Source organism: Haloarcula quadrata (assembly GCF_003634715.1).
Classification (GTDB): Archaea; Halobacteriota; Halobacteria; order Halobacteriales; family Haloarculaceae; genus Haloarcula; species Haloarcula marismortui.
In genome coordinates, this window is the sequence record NZ_RBWW01000004.1 from 36,654 (window position 1) to 58,877 (window position 22,224).

The window sequence follows — 22,224 nt, forward strand, 5'->3', positions numbered from 1 at the left end:
ACACTGCTTGGGATAACATTTCTTACCCGCGGTGAGACGCTAAGGCTCCCGAGCGCGAGCTATCAGGCGAGTGATGCGGTCGCTCCTCGAACCTGCTATCAGCAGCTAAAAAATATTGTTCGTCCTTAGCCACCAAGGAACCGCTGTCGAACCTCCTCATCATGGAGCAGTTCGTTACCTGGTCCTTCATCGCGGTTTTGCCCATTCGCAAGGACATACCCTCGATCACATCTCTGTAGCGCTTCCTTGGCGTTCTGTTCAACCATTAGAATCGTCGTTCCAGCGTCATTGATATCATCAATCCGGTCGAACATATCGTCAACCAGATTCGGCGCCAGTCCAGCAGATGGCTCGTCAAGCAACAGCAAGTCAGGATCGAGCATCAGCGCGCAGCCCATCGCGAGCATTTGTCGCTGACCGCCTGAGAGCGATCCGGCTTGTTGATTCCGCCGGTCCGAAAGCGGCTGGAATCGGTTGTAGATGGCCTGCTGGCGATCAGTTGGCACCTCATCCAGGACGTATGCACCGAGGCGTAGATTCTCATCAATACTCAAAGATGGGAAGATATTCGCGGTTTGAGGGACGTACGCAATGCCTTCACGGATAACCTCTTCCGGGGGCATCTTACTCACATCTGACCCACGGTATGAAATTTCTCCGCCAAGATGAGAGGCGATTCCGACGATCGTCTTCATCACTGTTGACTTGCCGGCACCGTTTGGGCCGACAATCGAGACGTACTCTCCCTCATCGACTGAGAGGTCGATATCGGTCAGAATCTGCAAGTCGCCGTAACCTGCGTCAAGATTCTGAATATCGAGCAGACTCATTCGCCACCACCAAGATATGCTTCAATAACTCGTTCATCTGACAGCACCTCGTCAGGTTCCCCATCAACCAGTAGCTTCCCCTGTTGCAGCACGATGAGTCGATCGACGAGCTCTGCCAATGTTTCAAGTTCGTGTTCGATTACGACGATCGTCATCCCCCCATCATTCAGCTGTTTGATATGGTCTGCAATCTCGTTCGTCAACGTCGGGTTTACCCCGGCGAATGGCTCATCCAGCATGAGTAGTGTCGGATCAAGCATGAGCGTACGCGCAAGCTCGAGCAGTTTGCGTTGGCCACCGGAGAGACTACTGCTATACTCGTCAACAAGATGGCTCAACTCAAAGGACTCGATGAGGTCGTCTGCCTGCTCGCGGACGCTGGCCTCGCGATTAGTCATGGACTTGGTCCGAAGCAGTGCTGGAAGCGTTCGCTCACCAGGGTGGTTCGGTGCAGCCAGCCGAACGTTCTCCCTGACCGTCATCGTCTGTAGCTCCCGAGTGTGTTGGAACGTTCGAACTAGCCCGTCGCGGGCGAGGGTTTCCGGTTCAGCTTCTGTGACATCCTCACTATTGAAGCGAACCGTACCGGAATCGGGCGTGATGACACCGCTAACACAGTTGAAGAATGTTGATTTCCCCGCACCGTTCGGGCCAATAACTCCAACGAGTTCACCCTCATCAATGCTAACGGAGACATCTTCAAGTGCCTGAATGCCTCCGAACCGTTTCCCGAGTTCCTCGACGTTGAGCAGTGTCATGTATCGACCCCCAGCTGCTTAGCATCTCCAAAGATTCCCGCCGGTCGGAACCGGATAATCGCGACGAGGATGAGCCCAATGATAATGAGCCGGACGGAGGCGAATGCACTTGATGAGATCGGTGTGATATCGAGCGCGAATCGCGAGAACAGCCGTAACGACATGATAACTGCGAGTCCGATGAGCACTGCTCGATGGTTTGCTGCGCCGCCCAAAAGCATCCCAATCCAAATCGTAACGGTGACCTGAATTGTGAAGAAGCCAGGAGCGACTGCACCGTTGTACAGCGCGAAGAGGCCTCCAGCGAAGCCAGCAAGTGCTGCCCCATACACGAACGACTGCATCTTGTACGAGAAGACTGGCTTCCCGATGGAGCGTGACACCAGCTCGTCAGCTCTGATTGCACGCAGCACACGTCCGTACGGTGCATTTGTCAGCCGGGTGATTCCACCTAACGTCACGAGAGTGAGACCACCGAACAACAGAAGGTGTGCAGTCATCGCAGTCTGAGTGTTCTGTGCAAGATTCGCCACTGGCTGCGGAATACCGAGGATACCTACGTTCCCACCGAAGATACCCTTGAAATTGACCGTAATCGAGTGGAAGATCTCCGCCGTTGCGAGAGTCACAATGGCGAGGAAGTCACCACGCAGTCGGAGAGAGGTCATCGCAACAATCGCCCCGACAAGTGCGGCGGTTCCGACGCCGGCTACAACTGCGATTGGCCATGGCAACCCGAGTCCAATGCCGGCAAATGTATTCTGCGCCGAGAGAATTGCAACAGTGTAGGCACCGACGGCGAAGAACACGACGTGACCGAAGTTTACGAGCCCCGCAAACCCGTATTGCAGATTCAGTCCCAAAATAAGTAGTCCATAGATGACGAACGTCGTCGCAACCTCAACGAAGACGTACATTGATCCTGGAAGTGACACGATAAGGGGTGAGACGGCGAGTCCTACTGCCAGGACGGCTGCAAGCACGCCGGCAAGTAACGGGATATCACCAGATTTCGACGGAAGCCAATCGAAGCGACTCACGCTTCACGTACCTCCGTTCCTGTAATACCGCTTGGCTTGACCAATAGGACCGTGATGAGGACAGCAAACGCCACTGCAGACGAGAGTCCAACCATCCCGGATGGTAGCAACGCAGATGAGAAAGCCAATACAAGGCCGATGATGTATGCACCAGCAATCGCTCCATATGGACTTCCTGCTCCACCTAGGATGGCAGCGGCAAGAATCTGGAGAATATAGCTGTAGCCCGTCGTAGCATTCGCACTGGTCTGAACGGCAACGAGTACACCTGATAGACCGGCGAGAATTCCAGCGAGTACCCAAACGCTATCGCGGATTCGTTGGGTGTTGATGCCACGGACACGAGCAAGACTCTCATCATCGCCCATCGCGCGCATAGCGAGTCCCACATCTGTGCGTGTCAACAAGAGATGGAGGAGTGCGAACACGGCAAGTGCACAGCCGACGACGACGAGTTGCTGAGACGTTACAAAGAAGTTCCCAAGCAGATCTGCTGGACCGACAGAGATTGGGGGAAGTCCCTCGAACCGGAACGTTGCTGTCTGTGTGTCGAAATACCGTGCGTTGCGGCCAGCGAGAAGTCGAACTACGTTCCGAAGAGCCAAGCCCAGTCCAATTGAGGTCAGCAACATTGGAATTGGACCCGTCTCGTTAATCGGCGTAAAGAACACTCGGGCAAAGATGAGACTGAAAATTCCCCCGCCGACCATCGCCACGATAACTGCTCCAGCCAATGGAATGGGAAGCGTCTGGGCGGCGAGTAAGCCGATGAACGCCCCGATGGTGAGGTACTCGCCGTATGCAAAGTTGATCATGTTCACGATGCCATAGATGAGCGTGAACCCCACGGCTGCGATTGCGATGTATGACCCGGTTACAAGCCCAAGGATGACATTCTGGGCCAATCCCATTGGTTAGTATTCTCCCTCCGGAACGGAGTCACGGATGGCGTCAGCCGCAACTTCGTCCGTCACAACGAACTCACCGTCTTGTGCGGTCCGGATTGTGACTGAGCCGAAGACATTTCCATGTGCGGTGAAGTTCGTTGGCGTCGCAGCACCCTGGTAGGAAATCTCATCACCATTTGCGAGAGCTTCTTTCCCCTCCGCAAACGTTGAAACAGTTGTGCCACCACTGCGAGTGACCTTCCCGATGTTTTTCTGTATGGCTTCATGTGAGGCCTCGCCAGCGCGCTCAATTGCAAGCGCAGCGACCTGTGCTGCGTCCCACGATGGCGGAGTCCACCCGTTTATCTCTGCATCACCGGCCTGCTGATAAATCTCCTCGAAGGTGTCGTAGCTGGGTCCGGATTGCCCAGGGGTAGCCGCCCATGCTCCGTTGAGCCCACTGCCGACCTGATCGATAACTGCTTGCTGAGCGAGAGTGTCGGAGAGAATTGGCTGACCGCCGTAGCCGCCATCCGCCCAGTCGCTCAGTGCCGTAATTGCAGACTCCTGCGGGAAACTGACCAGGAATGCATCGAAGTCTGCCTGAAAGAGGCGGTTGAGTGCAGACTGGTAGTTTGATTGACCGAGGCTAACCTCAACGCGGTTCGCAACCGTGCCACCGTTTGCCTCGAATGTGTTGAGGAACCCATTCACGTAGCTTCGTTCGCCCTCTGTGTTGCCAGTGAGAACACCGATATTGTTGTAGCCTTGATCAAGCGTGTAGGTAGCGTTTCCTGAAGTGTGGACAGTGTCGCCGACAATTGGCCGCCATACCCACTCGTCATCACTGGTGTCGCTCGGAGTCATCTTGTCCCCACCACGGGTGTCAAGGAACGTTGAACCAGGCCACGGCGTGAGGATTGGGGCCTGCTGCTCTTGCAGGAAGTTCCAGAGTGGGTTGATCTCACTGGAAAACAGCCCGAGAATCGCGGCCGCATTGTCGTTTTCTAACAACTGAGTCACGACGGTACGGGCCTCCTGTGGGTTGACTGCAGTGTCTCGGCGTGAGATACTAAGTTCTGCGCCGAGTGGTCCGCCTGCATCATTGATATGCTGAACTGCGGCATCAGCCGCCTGCGAGACGCCTGGCTGGAGGAAGTCCCACTGGCCGGTGAGTGCTGCCGGTTGACCGAAGGTGATTGTATCCGGGCCGCTGGATCCAGTCACCGTACCATCTGGATCAGTCGCAGTTCCGTTTCCGTCTGTACTGATACAACCGGCCAGCCCGACGACACCGGTCGCTCCAACTGTTTTGAGAACACTTCGGCGATTAACTTTGCTGGTATCGTCTACCATACTGCGTCTTAGTGGAACATATGCAAACAAAGATAACAGTCCGACCATGGACGTTTCTTTAAAAGAATCTGTTATTGCATAGCGTATCTCCGTTATGTGCGAGCAGTACACATAACTAACAGCGGTGCTACATCAGGTTCGCTTAGAAGTCGAGCAACACCGATTCTGCCCGCCGGAGATGGCCGAGAAAAGTTGTCTTTGCGACACCAAACTCGTCTGCCAGTTCTCGAGTAGAGACTTCACGCGGCCACTCGTAGTATCCCCTCTCCTGAGCGAGTTTGAATGCATTGCGCTGTTTCGGGGTTAGCGTATTCAGAAGTTGTGAGCGTCTATCTTCCTGCCCACCGCTTGAGATGCGGGCGATATCAATCTCTGCCTCTGTACGCTCACGGATGCTGTCTAACTCTGAAGTAATCTCTGAACGTTCCCCTGCATAGCAGACATGCCAGGATTCCCGTCCATCCTCAATTCGTCCGGGGGCGTTGTGGACAAATCCATGCTCAAGCAGCTGCGGGCAAATCATGTCGTTTGGGTCGTACTCTAAGAAGAACTCGTATGAGACGGTCCCAGAGGCGACACGTTGGGTATCAAACCGCGTCTCGACCTCACGCAACTCCCCAGTCAGCGATGACGACTCGATGTGAGCAAGTAAATCGGTGACCTCTGACTCTGATTCACCGTATGCTGTGAAGATTCCACTCGTTTTCGCTGAACCACCACCTATAGTATCATAGATTGCGTGAGCTAGCACTCCTCCAGGCAGCTCTTCAGTTGCCTGAATAGCCCAACATTCCGGATGCCACAAGTCCAGAGTCAAATGCGTCCCCATCTCAGGTGGCGCTGTACTCATGTAACAGTAAGAGTACTGCCGACTCATCACATATGAATTTTTCCACGCAGGATGGACACCTATTAGAAATCGTATTTGCAACAACTGTTACTACAGGTGTAAGATGGGGCCGATCCAAGTTTCCATGACCATCTTACACCCAGCAGTCCTGTATTGAGTCCCTGATGGAGAAATAGCCGCTTCTGGAAGCGCTTCTGCCAGAAATGCTCTTACACCCGGGTGTAAGATGGAACGTCAGACTCAGCCGAGGGGATTGAATCAGCCCGTGGAAACCGGACAGAGCCAAGAATCCCCACGGGACAGATGAACGGCCGATCGTAATCGCGCTTCAACCCAGCACCAGCAACTCTGGAGGCGGTCAACGTGATCAGATCATGGGGCCATCAGAAGGCGGCGTCTGCAAACCGACTACTGTCAAACAGCACTAACCAACAATCAGTCGGGAAAGGGGTAGGCTGTTGGTTAGTCTGGAGTCGGTGTCGGAGGTAAAGACACGGAATCCCGGGGGGAGAGACACACCACTCTTTCATGTGAAGCCGGGAATGGGTGGAGACCCTGTGGAACCCCAGCAATCAGTCACTGACCACAAAGCAGCTAAAAACAAGAGTTTCAATACCGCTATCACCAGAATCGGGATTCTGGCCAATTAGACTAGTGTCAGCGCTTTAGATGAAACAGTGGACTGTTGTTCTAGTAACTACTCTAGTCTAGTTCTTCACTCGAAACAGTGGTGTGTGTGAGTGGCTTCACTTGAAACAGATGCAGAGGTGGTTTTATATACTCCACTTGTGAAAGATTCTCTATGCGTCGGTTCGAGCGGAAGCAAAACATCTTCCGGAACAAAGACGCCCTGGGGGAGTCCTACCAACCGGAACGGATTGAGGAACGGGATGAAGAAATTGAGGAGTATATGAACGCTCTCCAGCCGGTAATCGATGGGTGGGAACCAAATAACATCTTTCTCTACGGAAATACGGGTGTCGGGAAAACAGCCGTCACCGACTACCTTCTTGACCGACTTCAGGACGACGTCGCTGCGTACGATGACATCGATCTCTCCATTATTTCGCTCAATTGCAAGACGCTCAACTCCTCGTATCAGGTCGCTGTGGAACTCGTCAATGAACTCCGTCCATCCGGCGGCGAAATCAGTACGACCGGGTATCCACAGCAAACCGTGTTCAAAAAGCTCTATCAGGAGCTTGAGGCCATCGGTGGGACCATTCTCATCGTGCTTGATGAAGTTGATTCAATCGGCGACCGAGATGAGTTGCTCTATGAGCTTCCTCGAGCCAGAGCCAACGGGAATCTCGACTCGGCAAAGGTTGGCGTTATTGGCATCAGCAACGATTTCAAATTTCGTGACCAGCTCGACCCTCGTGTCCAGGACACACTCTGTGAGCGGGGACGAGGAATCCACACCAGCCTCGCTCACTGCTGAACCTATCGCTGTCTGCCGATTGTGCGCTATCTTTGGATTGGGGCTGACAAACTAGACAGATGCCCCATTGTGTTGCCGTCTCCGGATTCTCTCTTGGGAAGAACACAACGACGCAGAGACACCACTGCGATGGGTTTGGACTGGCCAACGACTGAAACCTCCCGTAGACATTTGTAAGCCAGCAGCTAGAGTCTCTCGTAATGCCACGCAGGTGGACAGAACAATATATGCGGGAGCGGTTTCCTGCCGAGGTTCGTGAAAAACGACTTGAGCAGGGGTTAGATCCCACACAAAAACCCACACACGAGTGGCTCCGAGAGAACGGCTATCGGCAGTTTCTTCGCCGGGCTCGTGAGCTCGGGTACACACCCGATACGTTCCTCCTTGAGGAGTGTGGATTCGATGAACGGCACAAAGAGTGGCCTTGCTCTGATGGGGAGCTGATCAGGCGTCTGGAGGACTGGCTAGCCTACCACGAGGACGTGGGTGAACGTCTCAATAGCACATCCATCGGCGACGCCCGAACCCATCTCCGGCGCATCATGGAACTGTCTGAACAGTGCATCGGAACCGGAAATCTGCTGAAGTATGGCCGTGGTGAACAGACGGTCTGTGTCCGGCGGGCAAAACACCTGATGCGAGCTCTGAAAACCGAGTTCGAGAATAGCCAGACACGATCTAACTACATCACCACGTTTCGGGACTTTCTGCACGATTCGTACAAAGATGGGTACGTTGAGCATGAGCCGATTACAGCGCTGGTCGACCGATCCGGCTGGACTGAAACGACCAACGGACCGGGATTCGCCGCGACAACTGATCTCGTGAAAGCGTATTTTGAGGCCTGTGAAACCCGTGTCGAGCAATTCCTGATACTCGCGCTGGCGGGATACGGCGTCCGACCAAGTTCGATCTGTGGGGACGAAGATCGCGATGCCTTCGTGCTCGATGCCGAGGTACCGCACATGACCTTCTCGGATGCCCGCAAGAACGGTCCGGGACAGATGCCACTGGTCATCGGTGTCGATTTCGTCCGGTCGTACTTCGAGACACTGGAGCAGGACCCATCGTATGACGGTACGATCCTCCCGAGTGACCGGTCTGCCGATGGTGCCCGGTCAGCGCAGTGGGTACGAGACAAGATCGCAGCCATCGGCGAGCGGACAGACGCAACGCTGCCAAACGGAAATAAGCCGACACCGAAGCACTTCCGGCAGTTCTGGTATACTTGTTTTATCGAAACGTACAGTGAGTGGCTCGATCGAGCCGACGATGTTGCCTCAATGCGCGGGGCTTCCTCGGGCCAAGTGGCCGCAGAGGCCTATGCCGGTGACAGTCCGTGGTTCAAACAATTCATCAGATATATGCGGCCGACGCTGGAGGCAGCCTTCCCGGCGGAGATCACACCAGCTGATGAATTGGGCAATATCGACGTCAATCCCGACCGTGGTCCGACAGGGCAGACATCGCTGCAGACGTTTGCACATACGACTGCTGCGAGCGTTCTGGGTTGGTGTTCGGTTGCTATTGGTGCTCTGACGAAAGCCCGTCTTCAGAAAGAGAAAGCAGAGTATCTGCCTGATGACTGTGAGCTTAAGATTGTACGACCACGCCGATTGGCGAAGGGCACCCTTGTCTCGATGGTCCTCATCGTTATCATGGGAATACAGATGGCTGAATTGGGTGTCTATTTCAACCCGATAACAATGGAAGCTGGCACACCAACCATCCCGATGCTGGAGGTTGTCGGTGGTTCAATGATTGGTGCTCTCAACACGCTGTGGGCAGATTACAAAGTCCGAATACAGGATGAGCCAGACAAACGCGGCATCTTTGACGCACTGCCGTTCTTTGGGCCGGACGCTGAGTAAGTCTGCGGTAGGACCTTCGTTCAACTGTGTTGGCGACTAAAGTTCGGATTCAGTACCCCTACCCCCGGCTTCCGCCACCGGCACCGACCTGCACACCGGTCTCGGGTGTGTCGCCAGTGTACCAGGAATCGTCGACACACGACTCGTCGAGCACAGAGATCCGCCACTCGCCGGGCTGTTCCATTTTGACGAGGAATTGAATCTCGGTATCGGGGGTTCCATCCTCATCCAGCAGCCCACACATATCGAGTTCGTCTTTTGGAATCGTTACCATGCCGGAGTTGCCGCGAACATTGAGCTTGTTAATGCTTGGCATTATATTTCACGACCATCGCCAGTGAATGGCCACACTCCTGCTGTTCGGTGAAGACGAGCGTAAAAACCACTCCCATTTTGACACCAATTCGTTGACACCTGTCAAAATGGGCTGGTGCTTTACTAGGCGTGCCAGCCGATACCGTGCTATGGTGACCTCCGTCTCCTGCCTGAATTGTGGCGAGCCAGTCAATGCACAGTACGCACGCGTGTTCGGGAACGATGATGACGAGGTCCATGCTTGTCGGAACTGTGCGACACAGGGTGCTATCTCGAACGGCGCCGCCGTCGACGCCGACCGAGACGGGACGCCGCTGGTGCACCGTCCCGACGTCGACGAGCCCGTTGAGGCTGTCTTCCACGAGGCAGAATCCGAGGAAGACTCCGAGGACTACGTCACGCTCGAGGAACTCCGCGAACAGCCGACCACCACACAGACTGGGTCAAGCACCGACCATCACGACGACGAGGCGTTTGCTGCCCTGATCGCTGAATAGCCTTCAACTCGCCTCGAACCGGGCCCTCGACAGATTGCGGTCCACTGTCGCATCGTTTCAGTGATGAGAGACGCGTGCAGCGACGATGATCTCGCCCGCTGCCCGCTCAAAGAGGAGTTCATACCCCTCAGCCGTCTCTCGCAGCGGGCTGTCTGGGAACGATCCGTCCGGATATGGGCTCGACGGCGACTCGACAATCTCCGGTTCATCGCCACCGATATCGATCAGCCCGCTTCCGGGTGCGAGGACACGCAGCTCATGGACGGCGCCATCGACTGCGGTATACTCTTCGACGATCGTGGGCTGCCCAGCCTCATCGGTCGCGACCTGGACGGCATCATCGCTCTCATCGTCAGCAGCAGACTCGGGAACACTCAGCCGGAACTGGAACTCCGGTGTCTCATGTGGATAGCCCAGGTCAGTGAACTGGAACTCGGAAAACCGACTTTCGGTATAGCAGAGTCCATAGCCCGGTGGCCGGGACGCGAAGAGATTCTGATCTTGCTTGAGGCCTCGGAACGGCTTGGGTGTTTCTGCCTTCGTCGTTCGATTCGGGCGCTCGCGATTACTCAACTCGACCCAGTAATCAAACTCCTTGAGCCAGTGATTGTGGACATCTTCCTCGTGATGAGCGGCGCCGACGAGCGACACTCCGGCCGACCGCATTTCCTTCGCGGTGTCAGACATGATCTCGACACACTCGTAGGTCCAATGGCCTGCCTCGCCACCACTCGTGGATTCCGGGGCAAGCATTCCGAATTCATCGAGATAGACGGTCATCCAATTTCGGTCACCATCGCTGTCAACCCGCGTTCCGCGGAATGTCCGGGCGGCGAGAAACCCAAACCACCAGTGTACAACCGGAGTCGGCTTGTCTTCGCCCTGCGGCGTGAACTTCGGCTGTTCGGTCGTCGTATCCGGAATGGCCATTGCTCTTTCACAGCCCCGGAACAACGGATCGGGATAGACGACATTGAACGTCCCTTTCGGATGGTCCTGGAGCTGCTCGATGAGATCGAACACGTCAGTGTAGTAGCGCACCGCCCGGACCAGCTCCGCTGGAGTGGGCGCGTCGCGGTCGACAGCCTCCATCCAGCGGCCGTTGACATCAATCCCCTCTGGTAACCAGAGCGTTGTCCAGTCGCGGAGTCGACGCCAGTCTGAACTCTGCTGACGACCGTTGCGGACAATTCGCTCGCCGTTGTGTTCCATCTGGTACGTGGCAAACTGGTCGATAGCAGTGGACTTCCCGGAGCCTTTCGGGGCCTCAATGAGCGTGAGACTGGCTTTCGGACTGGTGACGGTATCTGGCCCGTCAGCTGCATCTTCGATATGGATGAGCATATCCGGATAGACACCAGAAAGGGCTGCCCCCGTTCGTCGATAGAAGGCTTCGGGATCGAAGGCGGGAATATTGAAGCGCTGACGGATTTCGTGGGCATCAGAGGGGTATTGACTCGGCGCCGGTCGACCGATGACGATGGGCTGGCCTTGCTGTGTTCGAACAGTGTAGCCGTCGCCGTCAGGATCTTCGCCTATCAACATCAGTGGGTGTGCAGCTGTGGCTGGCTAGTACCGATAGTTGCCTCGTGGCATTCTATTGCGGGCCCTCTCTCATCGGCGAGTGCCTTGCAGTGGTGGTCGAAGCTAGCTGCCGGCTTGTTCCTGTCACCAGCGACTGCAGTGCTGAGAGCCACAGTGGTCATCGCAGAATAGTTGACAGGCGACTAGAATAAATCCGTGGGCTCTCATACACGCGCTCGTCTGTGTGATGAACTCGAGCGCGTACGCCGTGGACCTCACCAGCATACCTTCGGTAACGACCCGTGTGGATCTGCCCGCTGCCACAGCCCGCTGACTCGACTGTGAGCAGTAGTCAGTACTGGATATATACGAACCCTGTCAGGTACGGTCGATGGTGGCAGAAAGGGGAGATATTGGCTGGGTAGTGACACTGACGACATTGTTGTGACGTTTTTGCGGTGAGCGGTACGCGCGCGTTTCCGGAACTGGAACGGAAGGGGGGACCCCCCAACCGCCCAGTCTGTGCATATTGACTGACCTGCTGCGTCCACTCACAGCACCCGCAGCGAGTACTACATATCAGAAGTAGAGTATAGTTCTGTTTGGGATGTCACAGTCCCAGTCAAGTGGCGCCGGAATCTACTAGGATGTTCAACTGCTATCAGCTGGTACTGATGTTCGTGTTGATGTCACAGTCTGTCGGCCACTCACAACGCTGCGAACGCGCGCGTCTTGATTGTGCTGGAGAGAGTATTGATGAGTGAGTCACGACTGAGCGACGGCGAGGGATCTGGGGCGCTGGAGGAGTGGGTCGAACTGACGGCAACTGAGCGACGTATCCTCGCCGAGATCAGTAAGATGGAACAGGAGGACTGGGCGATGTGGGGCGGAGCAGTGATTGATGCGGTGGGCGAACAGCACCTCTCGGTGTCAGACAAACAGGTGTATCGCGTCCTTAGCAAGCTGGTTGACCGGGGGTGGCTGGTCGATTTGATACCGGACAAGCGGACGAGCCGATACGCACTCACGCCAACTGGGCGAGATGTGCTTGAGGCAGGCCATGCAGAGCTGACAGCAGCTGTCGACGAACTCCCGGATGAACTGCTGAGTGAGCGTCGGGAGTAGTTTGCACCGACCAAGCTCGCGTCACCCGCTTCCTATGTAGAGAGGTTCATAGGCTTATTCTTATGGAGTTGATACCATAGGGTAGCGGATGTCGTCCTACACCACCATCGAAGACTGGCGGGATGTCAAAGACGGCTATGTGTTGCTGTGACCATCCGGCAGACGGAGGACCATACTATGCCCACGTTCAAAGTCACCATCGGCGAACGCGACCGTCTCGATCGGCGAACCCGCAGTCGCATCAAAGCCGCACAGGAAGGCGACAACTTCGAGGACGTCCAACCGAGACTGAATTTCGAATCATACGACCAACTCAATCGCCTCCTCAGCCCGAAGAACCTGGAATTGTTAGAGGCAATCTCTGAACACGAACCCGCGAGTATTCGCGAGGCCGCTGATCTGGTAGACTGCGACTACAAGCAAGTTCACCGGAATCTCTCCGAACTGGCAGATATTGGTGTCCTCGAGTTCGAAGGCGGCGGATCAGGGAAGGCGAAGACGCCAAAATTGGTCTACGATGGCCTTGAGGTCGATATCCCGTTTACTGGTTCGAACGGAACCACTAGTACTGCTGCGCCATAGCACTCCGCTGGTGTCTTCGTCGGTCACAGGTCGAGTTGAGCCAGTAGTTCACCCTTTACGGGAGGAGTGTCGAATATCCAGACATGACAGCAACGGAGGTGTCTTACTCGCTTCCGACGTTGTTGAGCGCGCTGTTCAGCTCGAAGAGTTCTCGAACGACATCGCTGTCCGCAACTCGGTATCGACGTGGGGACGTGTCTGGAACCACTTCGATGAGTTCGACCTCGAGTAAGAGGTCGGTATAGTTGCCGACCGTCTGGCGCGTAACGCCTGCATGCTCTGCGAGTTCGGTTTTGTTGAACTCACGGTTCGGCGGGAGATCAAGCAACGCGTCGACGAGAATCGGGATGGCATCGTGCTGCGTGAGGTAGAGCCATCCGCTGGGGTGTTCCTTCCGGAGTTCTTTCTTTTCCCCGCGGTCGGCTGCGTGGTCCATACTGCTCATACGGGATAACTGCTCTACGCGTGTATAAGGATTTCCACTAGCGTTAATCACCATTAACAGGTCTTATATACGAGTGGCTTCATCGCTCGATTATGGAGAAGCCGTCGGTGAAATGTGCTCTCTTGGCTACGATGATTGCCAAACACAAATGGGGCACACCGATTACGGAGGACGCTCTGCTGAATCTCTCGGCTATTGGCGACGACTATCCAACAGCGCGCGAGGTCTACGCAGACCTCCGGAGTGAGCCGTATATCATCTATCGCGGCAATCGTGGTATCGAACTCGACAAGAGCAACTTCGATAGCCTCGCCGATGTCTTGTACCACGAGTGTGGCTGGGAAGCCTGGGAGATTGAGAGTCGCCTGAAACACTACGAGGGAATCGACGATCACGACTGGTCGTAACAACCAATCTGGGTTCTCGGTGAATCTTCTAAGTGGTCATCGCTCGTGGTGGCAAGCGTTCACAGGTAGTCTGAGAACCAATCCGGAGCGCCGGTGTACTCGGCCCAGCAGCGCTTGTGGCACGGCTCTCCTCGGGCATTCGGTATCGCGCGGTCAAGGTCGACCATCTCACCACAGAGGTCACACTCGGCGCGGTGGCCCATTTGTCGCTGTTCAACCGAGAGGTCCTTTGTCTCGATATGGAGCTCGTGCAACGCCCTCGGCGTGAGCCGGACCAGCACCTTCTCGCGGTCGTCGTCGTCCCGCCTCTCTGGTGTGTACGTGAGCACCCAGTCCTGGCCTTCCTCACCATCGCCGGCCGGGCCTAGGGAGATCGTCTGTGCCAGCTCGTCCGAAACGTAGTGCCATTCGTTGTCGGCAAACCGTGGGTAGTGGCCCGTCGGTCGCGGGTCCTCGGGATCGATATCGTCGTCGGTCATAGAGACTCGACCTCCTGGAAGGCTTCGTCGATGACGTCCTCACTGGGGGCGTTCAGATATGGTTCAATCGCAGCGAAGGAATCCCAGCCACCGACGGCCATCACCACACGCGGGTTCATCTGCTCGTCGACGAGAAGTCGTTGGGCGAACCGTCGACGGAGATCGTGCGTACTCACCTTCTCAAAGTCGTCGTCGCCGGTCGCCTCAGCCGCCCGTGCAGCTGTCCGTCGAACCACAGCACGGACACCCGGTTGCTTCAGATCGATAAAGGGGTCTTTCGGCGCGATGTTGTGCTCGTTCTGGAAGCGCTGGAGGTCGCGCTCGACGTCGGCGGGGAGGAAGGCATCGCGAGGCTTCCCACCGTTGCCGCTGGTATCTTTCCCGGCCTGGATACGGAGCCGGTACTGTCCACTCTCGGTCTGCTTGACGTCGACGGGCCGAACCTGTGGTATCTCGAAGGCACGCAGGCCAACGAACGCACCGATCTGAATAATGAGGTCGTCACGCTGACTGTTAGTGGCCCGCCGGAGGTCCTCGATTTCAGCGTCGTTCAACCATACTTTGTACTCGTTGCCCTCGGTCGCTTCAATTCGCATTACGATTCCTTTAGCTTCCGTCACTAAAGTATCTAGCGACTGGTAGGAACGGGGTGGGACACCCCGTGTACCGAGTGAAAATAGGATAGTCTGTTACGACTAATATAACAAGTCGTTACTCATTATCTTAGGCGTGTCTTTGAGATATGGCCGCTCGGTATGTTTACGTACTGAATAGGCGGTTCTTTTTGACAGTTCTGAAAATAATCACCTTGCGAACTGTTCTGTGACACCTTACTGGCAGTGACATCCGTGGGCCGCGCACGGCGCAAAGTCCGCGCTAGCTATCAAATATGATAATCGTGCCCATGTCGTTTTTGCAAATGTCATAAAATAGCTAAATATGTCGAGTAGTGTTCAAGAGGCAATCCAAGTCCTCCATGTTGATGATGAACCGGACTTTCAGGACCTCACTGTGGAATTTCTTGAACGCGAAGACGAGCAGTTCAGTGTCGTCGTAGCTTCTGGTGCCACCGAGGCTCTAGAAATAATCGACAACGACAAGCCAGACTGTGTCATTTCAGACTTCGATATGCCCAGAGCAGATGGACTTGAATTTCTACAAATGATTCGGATAAAGTATCCACAACTCCCGGTTGTTTTCTTCACTTCGCAGGACCGTGAGACGATTATTGGTAGTGCTATCGCCGTCGGTCCCACAGGCTATGTAAAAAAGGAGGCAACTGCTGAACAGTACGAATTTCTAGCCGAACAGATTCGCAGTACGATGTAGTGACCAAACCGCGACTTATCGGACAAGTCGTAATTACGCTAACGTCGGGATTTGGAATTAACCACGACGTTCGTTGGACGCCGTAACACGCCTCGAAAAGTGAATAAGTTACGCGCGCTCTCTATCTACCTCAACCAAATATTCAATAACAAAATCCCACTCGTCGAGATCATAGTGAATCGTTGCGACGTGAGTCTTTGGCTCATATTCGCCTGGATTGATATTTGCTCGCACTGCGTCCCATGCTGGTGTCTTGAGGTCCATTTTCTGACCGTGGTCGCTCTCATCGCGGATGTCCGGCGGTTCCGAATCAGTGGTTGAACCGAGGCTGCCAGCTTCCCTCACAACAATCTTTTCGTACCTCATACTGTCTTTACTCATCACCTTCCTTCCAGAGATAAATCTGCTCGTTTGACTCTGTTTCGACGGCGTCAATCATCGGCAGGTTGTCGGATAGTGACGCTGGATCGACCAGCGGTCATGCCGGACCAGTATTGCGACAATATGTTTAAGACTAAACAGAACCATGACGAAGTTACTAACACCAACCGGAGGCTGCATGGGTGTTCAACGACGAACCGGGTGATAACGAGACGTTCCTATATAAACTCGAACGGGAATCAGAAGTTCAGAAGCTTATCGCACACCTAAAACGGAGTAGGAAGAACTACGTTCGACGACGAGCGGCCACAATGCTGGGGAACATTGCAGAAATCTCGAACCCCAACGAGCGACGGCAGGCTGTCAAAGCACTGGTCAGCGCTGTTAAATCGGATGAGGACGACAGCGTTCGCGCGGCTGCGACCGACGCGTTGTATCAGCGTGGCGAGGACGCGTTCGACTATCTGGTCGCAGAACTCGCTGAGATGGGAGGCTCAGAGGCAACTGAGCGAACCGCGACAACACTGCTAACCGAGTGGCTCTCAGCTGACCACCTTGAGTTCCGGATGGTCGCGGCGACGGCACTTGGCGAACGTGGTGCGACGGCGGCTGTCCCGGACCTGGTTAGGGCGTTAACTGACCCGGCCCCTCGCGTTCGAACCCGGGCTGCGCAGGCGTGTGGGCGACTGTCAGATCCGCGAGTCGTCCCACCACTAAGTGAGCGCCTTTCAGATGATCGACAGCAAGTGCGGGAAGCTGCCGCTAACGCACTGGGGGCCATCGGCACGGACCGCGCGCTTGTAGAGTTGGTTCCCGTAACCCAGGCAGACGAGGAGGGGCTTCGGCTCATTGCGGTCGATGAACTCGGACAGTTTGGGTCGGTAAAACCTATCGTGGTCCTTGTTGATGCCCTTGATGACGACTCAACGACGGTCCAGCGGGCAGCGATGCTCTCTCTGCTGGAGTTACTCACGACGGCCTCCACAGAGGAACTCGAACTCATTCGCGGGACCGTTGTCGACGAACTGGCTCGAGCAGATGTCCAGGCAACAGTGCCGGCGCTACTTGATATCGCTGCAGACGGGACCCGGCGGCGGTACCGGCAGACAGCGATTTGGTTGTTGAGCCGCATTACTGGTGACCGATATCGATCCGAAGTGATTGACTGCCTGCTCTCGGCTCTAGACAAGCCCGACGAGGAAACCGCACAGCTAGCCGAAGCAGTGCTCCCAGAGCTACGGAGTCCCGAGTTAGAGAAGCGCCTTCGGGTGTATCTTAGCCGTGAACGTGGATCCGAAGAGGCACGGAGCCGCGTTCAAGCAGTTCTTGATGAGATATGCGACGGCTCCTCGGGAGAACTTGTGACAACGGGTGTCGACTATACATATGTCGACAGTCCGGCCGACTACACGAACCAGCACAGTTCGCGTGACTGACTGCACCTCTTATACGGTCCTAAACCGTGAACCCTTTGCCCGAATCTGCAGGTCGAACAGTTCCTTGAGTACGTTGATTTCTGATTCGGGCTGTGCGTTCGGATTCAGGTAATAGTGGGTGAGCGCATCCATGTTTGCCAGCCGAGAGTTTAAGACGTGAACGAACTTGAATGCCGTCTCAGTGTCGAATAAACGAAGTAGTTCGCTGAGAATATCAAATCCAACGGTTAGTCGCGAGTTGCTTGTTTGTTGTTCGTCCAAGACACGAACGAGCGTCTCACCAAGTTCGGTCATGCTTACTCCCTTAGAGCGTGTCATAGAATCCTCCTCATAGTGTGAGCTTCTCACGACCCGGGTCGTCTCCTCGCTCGAAATTTGTGATTGCGACAACGATGCGGAGACACAGCGCAATGAACACCTCTGTTCGTGCGTGGACGCGGCCTCGGGCGCGAACGTGCCCGAGGCCGCAGTCCTTCACCGCATCGTTGGTGCGTTCGACTCCTGTACGGCGGTTGTACGTCTCATCCAAGACTGATTGCTTGAGCTGAACCTCCTCACTGTGTTCCTTGATACGGTCTTCGACCCTGTATTCGATATCGAGCGGGTCATCAGTGTTTCGTGGGTTGTACGGGGCGACTGGTACAATCCCTACTTCCAGCAGGAAGTCGTGCCACTCAAGAATGTCGTAGGCACTGTCTCCAAGCATCCAGATCGGTGTCCCGACGGCGAGCGCGTCTTTTGTGACGCGCATCGCCGTCTCAGCGTCTGCCTGCTTGCGTTGGGTGAATTCTGCTGCAATCGGGATCTTTGAACCGGTCGAAACGATCGTACAGCCGAACCCGTAGTAGTGCTCTTCGGCCGTTGAATCGTAGTTCCACGACGCATCGTCGTTGTACTGGATCGCTTCAACGTGCGTCGAATCGATAGAGTACGTTGAGTTGAGCAGGCCGCGGGCGGCGGCCTGCTCGACGAGCCTCTGGAAAACATCATCGATGACGTGTTCTAGGTCGGTGAGAAACCGGTCGATTGTGTCTCTGGATGGCGGTTTGTCGAGCCCGCAATAGTACCAGACGAGGCCGTGCTGAAGTTCTCGTGCAACCGGGCGTGTACCGTAGACATCCTCGTAGTAGCAGTGCAGAAAGCCGCGAAAGAGGTCTGGTGGCTGATGCACCCGTGTTCGCCCCCTCGAAGCGGGGGCGAACACGTCGTACTCTAGCAGAAACTCGAACTCAAGATGCTCAAACAGCGGTACTGTCTCGGTAGCCGCGACATTCAAGAAGGCGTCTACCGAATCCAAATCTTGCAGGGTTGCGGTTGTGCTGGACACACTTTCCGCACCCTGCTGCTTCGTATGTGACCCTTTCTATGACACGCTCTCCCTTATCCAAGATAGCGATGTCAAGTGGAGCCGCCTCCAGATCAATATCCGTAACATCGGCAAACGGCTGTGCTTTGGTCGTGAGGATCGTCGTCCAGGCTGGCCAGGATTGAAGCGCGTTGTCAAGAAATCGAACGCGCTCTGCTGGGTTATTAGTGACAAAAACTGCGACATCTGCCGGCGATGTGAAATGCACGCGGGCGTTGTCGGCGCCTGCAGTTTCTAGTGGTGAGAGAATCAGGATATTACCGACCCGATCAATCCGGTCGGCCACATGAACACCAGAGTCGATGAGTGCGGAGACGTGTTTGAACAGGTGATTTTTGAATTTGGCAAGCCCCTCGTCGGCGTCGTAGCTCTGACTGGTCTGGTTGCAGTACGGGCAGTCCCACCTGAGGCTGAACTCGTCCGATTCAACGGTGTGTTTGTAATGGGAGAGTAAGTGGGATTTTACTGCATCTACGAGTTCTGACTGCTTCGACGACCAGACTGTGAACTTACACTCCCGACACTGCCACTGATGGACCATTCGGGTAGGGTATAATTCACATCGAGTCAGAAATAAACTTATCTATACGTTCTCTGCTGTGATCTAACCAAACGTAATGAGGGCGATACAGTCGATTAACTCGCCGACTGCTACTCAGCGCAAAGCGGTGGGCAAATATGATGGTGTGGAAATCTATGGCTTATTGAATAGACTGCTCTATTGATCGCTCAGCTTTTCGCCGAAACACTCTAGGAAATCCGGCTAGTCATCTTGACATATACGGCCATGACTGATCCCGATTCACAGACCCCGATGCACGAGTGCCAAGCCGATCTCGTCGTCGCACTCGACCTAGATGACTTCTCGCCGGACGCCTATACGTCGGCATCGTATCTCGAAGCGGCCCTCGAAGCCGGCGTCACCGTTGTCGATCTCGCCACCGCTCACGATGTCTCGAAGCGCTCCATCTACCGCGTGCTTGACCGCCACGACATCGACTACGAAACGCCACCCAAAAACGGCCCTGCCCGCCGGCTCTGGAACGCCCATCCCGATTCGGTGCCCGGTGATGACTGATGGGTGCGACCGACGCAACTGCGACTGCCGACGCTGGCTTAGACTCGGCGCTTGTCGAGACAATCCAGCGCATCGAGGAAGGTGATGTCCTCGTCGTCAATGGCGACTCCCGAACCTGGGATGTCACCGATGTCGTCGATCGGGCCATTGAGGACCCGAACGACGCTCGTGAGTCCAAGCGCGTGTGCCGACTGTCCTGTGGGGCGTCGGTGTTGGGCTTGGAGCTTGTTGCGTATCCGGACCACTACACAGCGTCGTTACACGCTCCTGCGGTCGAGGACTGGACTGAAGAGAGCCAGTCGTTCGATGTCCACGATGTCACCATCCTCTCGCAGGACATCCCGTGGGTGGTCGTGACTGGTGGCGCAGACAAGTACCACTTCCCGGACCCACAGGCAGCTGCGTTCGGTGAAGCGCGACCGGCTTGTGGCGGTGGCAATCAGAGCGCGACATATCGTATCGTCCGCTCGAATACTGTTCGGCCTACATACGCTGGCTGCAAAGATTGTCTGCGCCGCGAGAAACCCGTCGCACTCGACCACGTCACCTGTCCGTCCTGTTCACGGTCTATCTGTCACGGCATTCTTCGAGGCAGTGCGGTGGGGGCCGTCGACGGGCTGTCGATCACGTGCCCACACTGTGACTTCGACGGCGTGATCAATGTCGATGTGGCCAGCGGCTTCGCCGGCGTGGACGATCCGACGACGTGACCCACGGTGACTGCTGACTCACAGCCGTTGAGCCGGTAAACTCTATATTGCTATATCGAATATCTGTAGACTAGAGACAGATTGCATATCTGGATACAAAATCTAGATACAATATACAGATACACGATATGTGGGCCTGCACGCACATACAAATGACCGATCCGTGATGCAGAAACGGCGACTCAGAACTGTGTCTCTTGCCGTTCGGTGAAGGTCTCGTAGCCGTCCTCGCCGGCCTCAATAAGATCTGGTCGGACCTCCGCAAGTCCTGCCCGGACAAGCAGCCCAAGTACTGAACCGCGACTCTCCGAGTCGGTGGCATCTCTGTCGAGATACTCGCGAACATCGGCCCCGACAGCATCGAGTTGCCCAGCCTCGTCGAGGCCACGGATCAACGCTGCGAGGTTCCGATCTCGCATGGTGAGGTTCGTCGGTACTTCGCCAGCATCGAGTTCTTCGTAGACGTCGGCGATGTACTCCTCCAACGACGGCGCGTCGGGCTCAGTGTCTTGTTGCTGTGGCTCGCTCTGGTGCCGTTTCTGTTCTTTCGACTGTTCGAGTAGTTCCTCTGGGTCGCGGTCGTCTGTGGTGTCGCTCATCGGTCTGTGAGTCTGCTCAGCAGTTGCTCAGTGTTCGCACTGTACGCCTCACGGGCTCGCTTCCCGGTCGCATAGAGTTCGTCGTCAGGGACGGCGAAGAGCGTCCGGCCCGCGTTCTGGTTATTTCCGATGTCGGCGGTCTTCGTGACGGGTTCGCCGACGATTTCCGGATACTCCTCTGTCACATACTCAACAAACGATTCTGAGAGGGTCTCCTGGCTACTGATTATCGTCGGGATGATCAACGCCAGGCCGAGGTCGACATCGAGGTCAGCACTGATTTCCTCCAGCGTCGCATCCAGCTTCTGTAGCTGGTCACGTTCGAAGGCACCGGGCTTCAGTGGGGCGACGACATTCCGGGCAGCGAAGAGCCCGTTGAGTGCGATGTTGTCCTCTTTACCCGGGAGGTCGAAGATGACGAGGTCGTACTGGTCGGCGACGAGGTCCTCGACGAACCCATCGAGTTTTTGGTAGCGCTCTTCGAGTGGGACGTTCGCGAGGTTGTTGTCCGCGCCACCCAGACCCGGGTCAGCTGGGATGAGGTCCGGGCCCTCGTCGGTCGGGAATGTCATCCGGTCCAGCAGGTCATCGATGTTGTCTCGGAGGAACGCCCAGTCGTCACCGAAGACGGCTGAGATTGGGGCGTCGATCGAGACGCCGTCGTCGGCCGTCTCTTCGTCGACGATGGAGAGCCCGAAGTGTGTCGCGAGGTCGTTCTGTGTCCCGGCGAGGTCAACCAGGAGCACCTCGTGACCCATGTTGTGTGCGGCAACGGCGATGTGGGCGGCGCTGGTTGTCTTCCCAACGCCTCCCTTTTCGACATACGTAGCAGCCCGTTGTACTGATGCCATATACAGATACTGTATACATATCGGTGATACATATAGTTGCGTCAGACGTTCATGTAATCATGAGACT

At 55.5% G+C, this 22,224-nt stretch carries 26 protein-coding genes and 1 pseudogene; 10 read left to right on the forward strand and 17 right to left on the reverse strand.

Translation table 11 applies throughout. The features are described 5' to 3' along the window. Positions 1-125: 125 nt before the first annotated feature. The 6 genes from BDK61_RS22415 to BDK61_RS22440 all read right to left on the reverse strand — a co-directional run bounded on the left by BDK61_RS22415 (position 126) and on the right by BDK61_RS22440 (position 5,721). The gene (locus BDK61_RS22415) at positions 126-830 is read right to left on the reverse strand and encodes an ABC transporter ATP-binding protein (protein ID WP_121304849.1); all 705 of its coding nucleotides are present in this window, start codon (positions 828-830) and stop codon (positions 126-128) included. Continuing rightward, entirely contained in the window at positions 827-1,588 is a 762-nt protein-coding gene (locus BDK61_RS22420; protein WP_121304851.1) for an ABC transporter ATP-binding protein, read from the reverse strand. Before BDK61_RS22420 ends, BDK61_RS22415 begins: the two co-directional genes overlap by 4 nt. Continuing rightward, positions 1,585-2,628, reverse strand: coding sequence for a branched-chain amino acid ABC transporter permease (locus BDK61_RS22425; protein WP_121304853.1), 1,044 nt, complete (start codon positions 2,626-2,628; stop codon positions 1,585-1,587). Before BDK61_RS22425 ends, BDK61_RS22420 begins: the two co-directional genes overlap by 4 nt. Then, on the reverse strand, positions 2,625-3,539 hold the full coding sequence (locus tag BDK61_RS22430; RefSeq protein ID WP_121304855.1) for a branched-chain amino acid ABC transporter permease: 915 nt from the start codon (positions 3,537-3,539) through the stop codon (positions 2,625-2,627). Before BDK61_RS22430 ends, BDK61_RS22425 begins: the two co-directional genes overlap by 4 nt. A 3-nt stretch (positions 3,540-3,542) precedes the next feature. Further along, positions 3,543-4,871: an ABC transporter substrate-binding protein gene (locus BDK61_RS22435; protein ID WP_121304857.1), complete on the reverse strand. Its 1,329-nt coding sequence runs from the start codon at positions 4,869-4,871 to the stop codon at positions 3,543-3,545. Positions 4,872-5,013: 142 nt separating this feature from the next. Continuing rightward, positions 5,014-5,721: a helix-turn-helix domain-containing protein gene (locus BDK61_RS22440; protein WP_121304859.1), complete on the reverse strand. Its 708-nt coding sequence runs from the start codon at positions 5,719-5,721 to the stop codon at positions 5,014-5,016. A gap of 802 nt (positions 5,722-6,523) precedes the next feature. Between BDK61_RS22440 and BDK61_RS22445 the strand changes: the two are divergent. Continuing rightward, positions 6,524-7,126: pseudogene (locus BDK61_RS22445) on the forward strand (AAA family ATPase); the annotation flags it as partial. 236 nt (positions 7,127-7,362) lie between these two features. After that, entirely contained in the window at positions 7,363-9,033 is a 1,671-nt protein-coding gene (locus BDK61_RS24085; RefSeq protein WP_244210015.1) for a hypothetical protein, read from the forward strand. Between the two features lie 58 nt (positions 9,034-9,091). Here BDK61_RS24085 and BDK61_RS22460 read toward each other — a convergent pair whose 3' ends face one another. Further along, the gene (locus tag BDK61_RS22460; protein WP_004966314.1) at positions 9,092-9,349 is read right to left on the reverse strand and encodes a hypothetical protein; all 258 of its coding nucleotides are present in this window, start codon (positions 9,347-9,349) and stop codon (positions 9,092-9,094) included. Between the two features lie 148 nt (positions 9,350-9,497). Here BDK61_RS22460 and BDK61_RS22465 point away from each other — a divergent pair, with 148 nt between their 5' ends. Further along, positions 9,498-9,845: a DUF7563 family protein gene (locus BDK61_RS22465; RefSeq protein WP_007189749.1), complete on the forward strand. Its 348-nt coding sequence runs from the start codon at positions 9,498-9,500 to the stop codon at positions 9,843-9,845. A gap of 57 nt (positions 9,846-9,902) precedes the next feature. Here BDK61_RS22465 and BDK61_RS22470 read toward each other — a convergent pair whose 3' ends face one another. Continuing rightward, the gene (locus tag BDK61_RS22470) at positions 9,903-11,390 is read right to left on the reverse strand and encodes a hypothetical protein (RefSeq protein ID WP_121304861.1); all 1,488 of its coding nucleotides are present in this window, start codon (positions 11,388-11,390) and stop codon (positions 9,903-9,905) included. Positions 11,391-12,125: 735 nt separating this feature from the next. On the opposite strand from BDK61_RS22470, the gene BDK61_RS22475 reads away from it, so the two are divergent. Then, the gene (locus BDK61_RS22475) at positions 12,126-12,494 is read left to right on the forward strand and encodes a helix-turn-helix transcriptional regulator (protein WP_121304863.1); all 369 of its coding nucleotides are present in this window, start codon (positions 12,126-12,128) and stop codon (positions 12,492-12,494) included. Between the two features lie 177 nt (positions 12,495-12,671). Next, a complete protein-coding gene (locus tag BDK61_RS22480; RefSeq protein ID WP_121304890.1) occupies positions 12,672-13,076 on the forward strand; it encodes an HVO_A0114 family putative DNA-binding protein in 405 nt (134 codons plus the stop codon). 103 nt (positions 13,077-13,179) lie between these two features. Here the strand turns inward: BDK61_RS22480 and BDK61_RS22485 are convergent, their stop codons facing one another. Beyond that, positions 13,180-13,521, reverse strand: a complete 342-nt coding sequence (locus BDK61_RS22485; RefSeq protein ID WP_007189745.1) for a helix-turn-helix domain-containing protein — start codon at positions 13,519-13,521, stop codon at positions 13,180-13,182. Positions 13,522-13,613: 92 nt separating this feature from the next. Between BDK61_RS22485 and BDK61_RS22490 the strand changes: the two genes are divergently transcribed. Beyond that, positions 13,614-13,928: a hypothetical protein gene (locus BDK61_RS22490; RefSeq protein ID WP_121304865.1), complete on the forward strand. Its 315-nt coding sequence runs from the start codon at positions 13,614-13,616 to the stop codon at positions 13,926-13,928. Positions 13,929-13,987: 59 nt separating this feature from the next. Here BDK61_RS22490 and BDK61_RS22495 read toward each other — a convergent pair whose 3' ends face one another. Together BDK61_RS22495 and BDK61_RS22500 are read right to left on the reverse strand one after the other, a co-directional pair. Then, the gene (locus BDK61_RS22495) at positions 13,988-14,407 is read right to left on the reverse strand and encodes a hypothetical protein (RefSeq protein ID WP_011222243.1); all 420 of its coding nucleotides are present in this window, start codon (positions 14,405-14,407) and stop codon (positions 13,988-13,990) included. After that, positions 14,404-15,003: a site-specific integrase gene (locus tag BDK61_RS22500; RefSeq protein WP_007189742.1), complete on the reverse strand. Its 600-nt coding sequence runs from the start codon at positions 15,001-15,003 to the stop codon at positions 14,404-14,406. The genes BDK61_RS22495 and BDK61_RS22500 overlap by 4 nt, the downstream gene beginning before the upstream one ends. A gap of 343 nt (positions 15,004-15,346) precedes the next feature. Between BDK61_RS22500 and BDK61_RS22505 the strand changes: the two genes are divergently transcribed. Continuing rightward, entirely contained in the window at positions 15,347-15,736 is a 390-nt protein-coding gene (locus BDK61_RS22505) for a response regulator (RefSeq protein WP_121304867.1), read from the forward strand. 108 nt (positions 15,737-15,844) lie between these two features. Here BDK61_RS22505 and BDK61_RS22510 read toward each other — a convergent pair whose 3' ends face one another. Further along, positions 15,845-16,102 (reverse strand): hypothetical protein, encoded by a 258-nt coding sequence (locus BDK61_RS22510; protein ID WP_004966323.1) that lies wholly within the window; start codon positions 16,100-16,102, stop codon positions 15,845-15,847. A gap of 197 nt (positions 16,103-16,299) precedes the next feature. Between BDK61_RS22510 and BDK61_RS22515 the strand changes: the two genes are divergently transcribed. Further along, the gene (locus BDK61_RS22515) at positions 16,300-17,553 is read left to right on the forward strand and encodes a HEAT repeat domain-containing protein (RefSeq protein ID WP_121304870.1); all 1,254 of its coding nucleotides are present in this window, start codon (positions 16,300-16,302) and stop codon (positions 17,551-17,553) included. 9 nt (positions 17,554-17,562) lie between these two features. Here the strand turns inward: BDK61_RS22515 and BDK61_RS22520 are convergent, their stop codons facing one another. The 3 genes from BDK61_RS22520 to BDK61_RS22530 are packed head-to-tail and all read right to left on the reverse strand — an operon-like array spanning position 17,563 to position 19,460. After that, positions 17,563-17,901, reverse strand: coding sequence for a DUF7504 family protein (locus tag BDK61_RS22520; RefSeq protein ID WP_449405078.1), 339 nt, complete (start codon positions 17,899-17,901; stop codon positions 17,563-17,565). Then, positions 17,882-18,880 carry a transposase gene (locus BDK61_RS22525; protein ID WP_121302241.1) on the reverse strand — a complete coding sequence of 333 codons (999 nt, stop codon included), beginning with the start codon at positions 18,878-18,880 and terminating at the stop codon, positions 17,882-17,884. The genes BDK61_RS22520 and BDK61_RS22525 overlap by 20 nt, the downstream gene beginning before the upstream one ends. Beyond that, a complete protein-coding gene (locus BDK61_RS22530; RefSeq protein WP_121304872.1) occupies positions 18,792-19,460 on the reverse strand; it encodes a hypothetical protein in 669 nt (222 codons plus the stop codon). Before BDK61_RS22530 ends, BDK61_RS22525 begins: the two co-directional genes overlap by 89 nt. Positions 19,461-19,733: 273 nt before the next feature. On the opposite strand from BDK61_RS22530, the gene BDK61_RS22535 reads away from it, so the two are divergent. Together BDK61_RS22535 and BDK61_RS22540 are read left to right on the forward strand one after the other, a co-directional pair. Next, on the forward strand, positions 19,734-19,997 hold the full coding sequence (locus tag BDK61_RS22535) for a helix-turn-helix domain-containing protein (RefSeq protein ID WP_229380496.1): 264 nt from the start codon (positions 19,734-19,736) through the stop codon (positions 19,995-19,997). Then, positions 19,997-20,707: a hypothetical protein gene (locus tag BDK61_RS22540; protein WP_121304874.1), complete on the forward strand. Its 711-nt coding sequence runs from the start codon at positions 19,997-19,999 to the stop codon at positions 20,705-20,707. The genes BDK61_RS22535 and BDK61_RS22540 overlap by 1 nt, the downstream gene beginning before the upstream one ends. Positions 20,708-20,889: 182 nt before the next feature. Here the strand turns inward: BDK61_RS22540 and BDK61_RS22545 are convergent, their stop codons facing one another. Then, the gene (locus BDK61_RS22545) at positions 20,890-21,306 is read right to left on the reverse strand and encodes a hypothetical protein (RefSeq protein WP_004966330.1); all 417 of its coding nucleotides are present in this window, start codon (positions 21,304-21,306) and stop codon (positions 20,890-20,892) included. Further along, positions 21,303-22,157, reverse strand: a complete 855-nt coding sequence (locus BDK61_RS22550; RefSeq protein WP_121304876.1) for a ParA family protein — start codon at positions 22,155-22,157, stop codon at positions 21,303-21,305. The genes BDK61_RS22545 and BDK61_RS22550 overlap by 4 nt, the downstream gene beginning before the upstream one ends. Between the last annotated feature and the right edge of the window lie 67 nt (positions 22,158-22,224).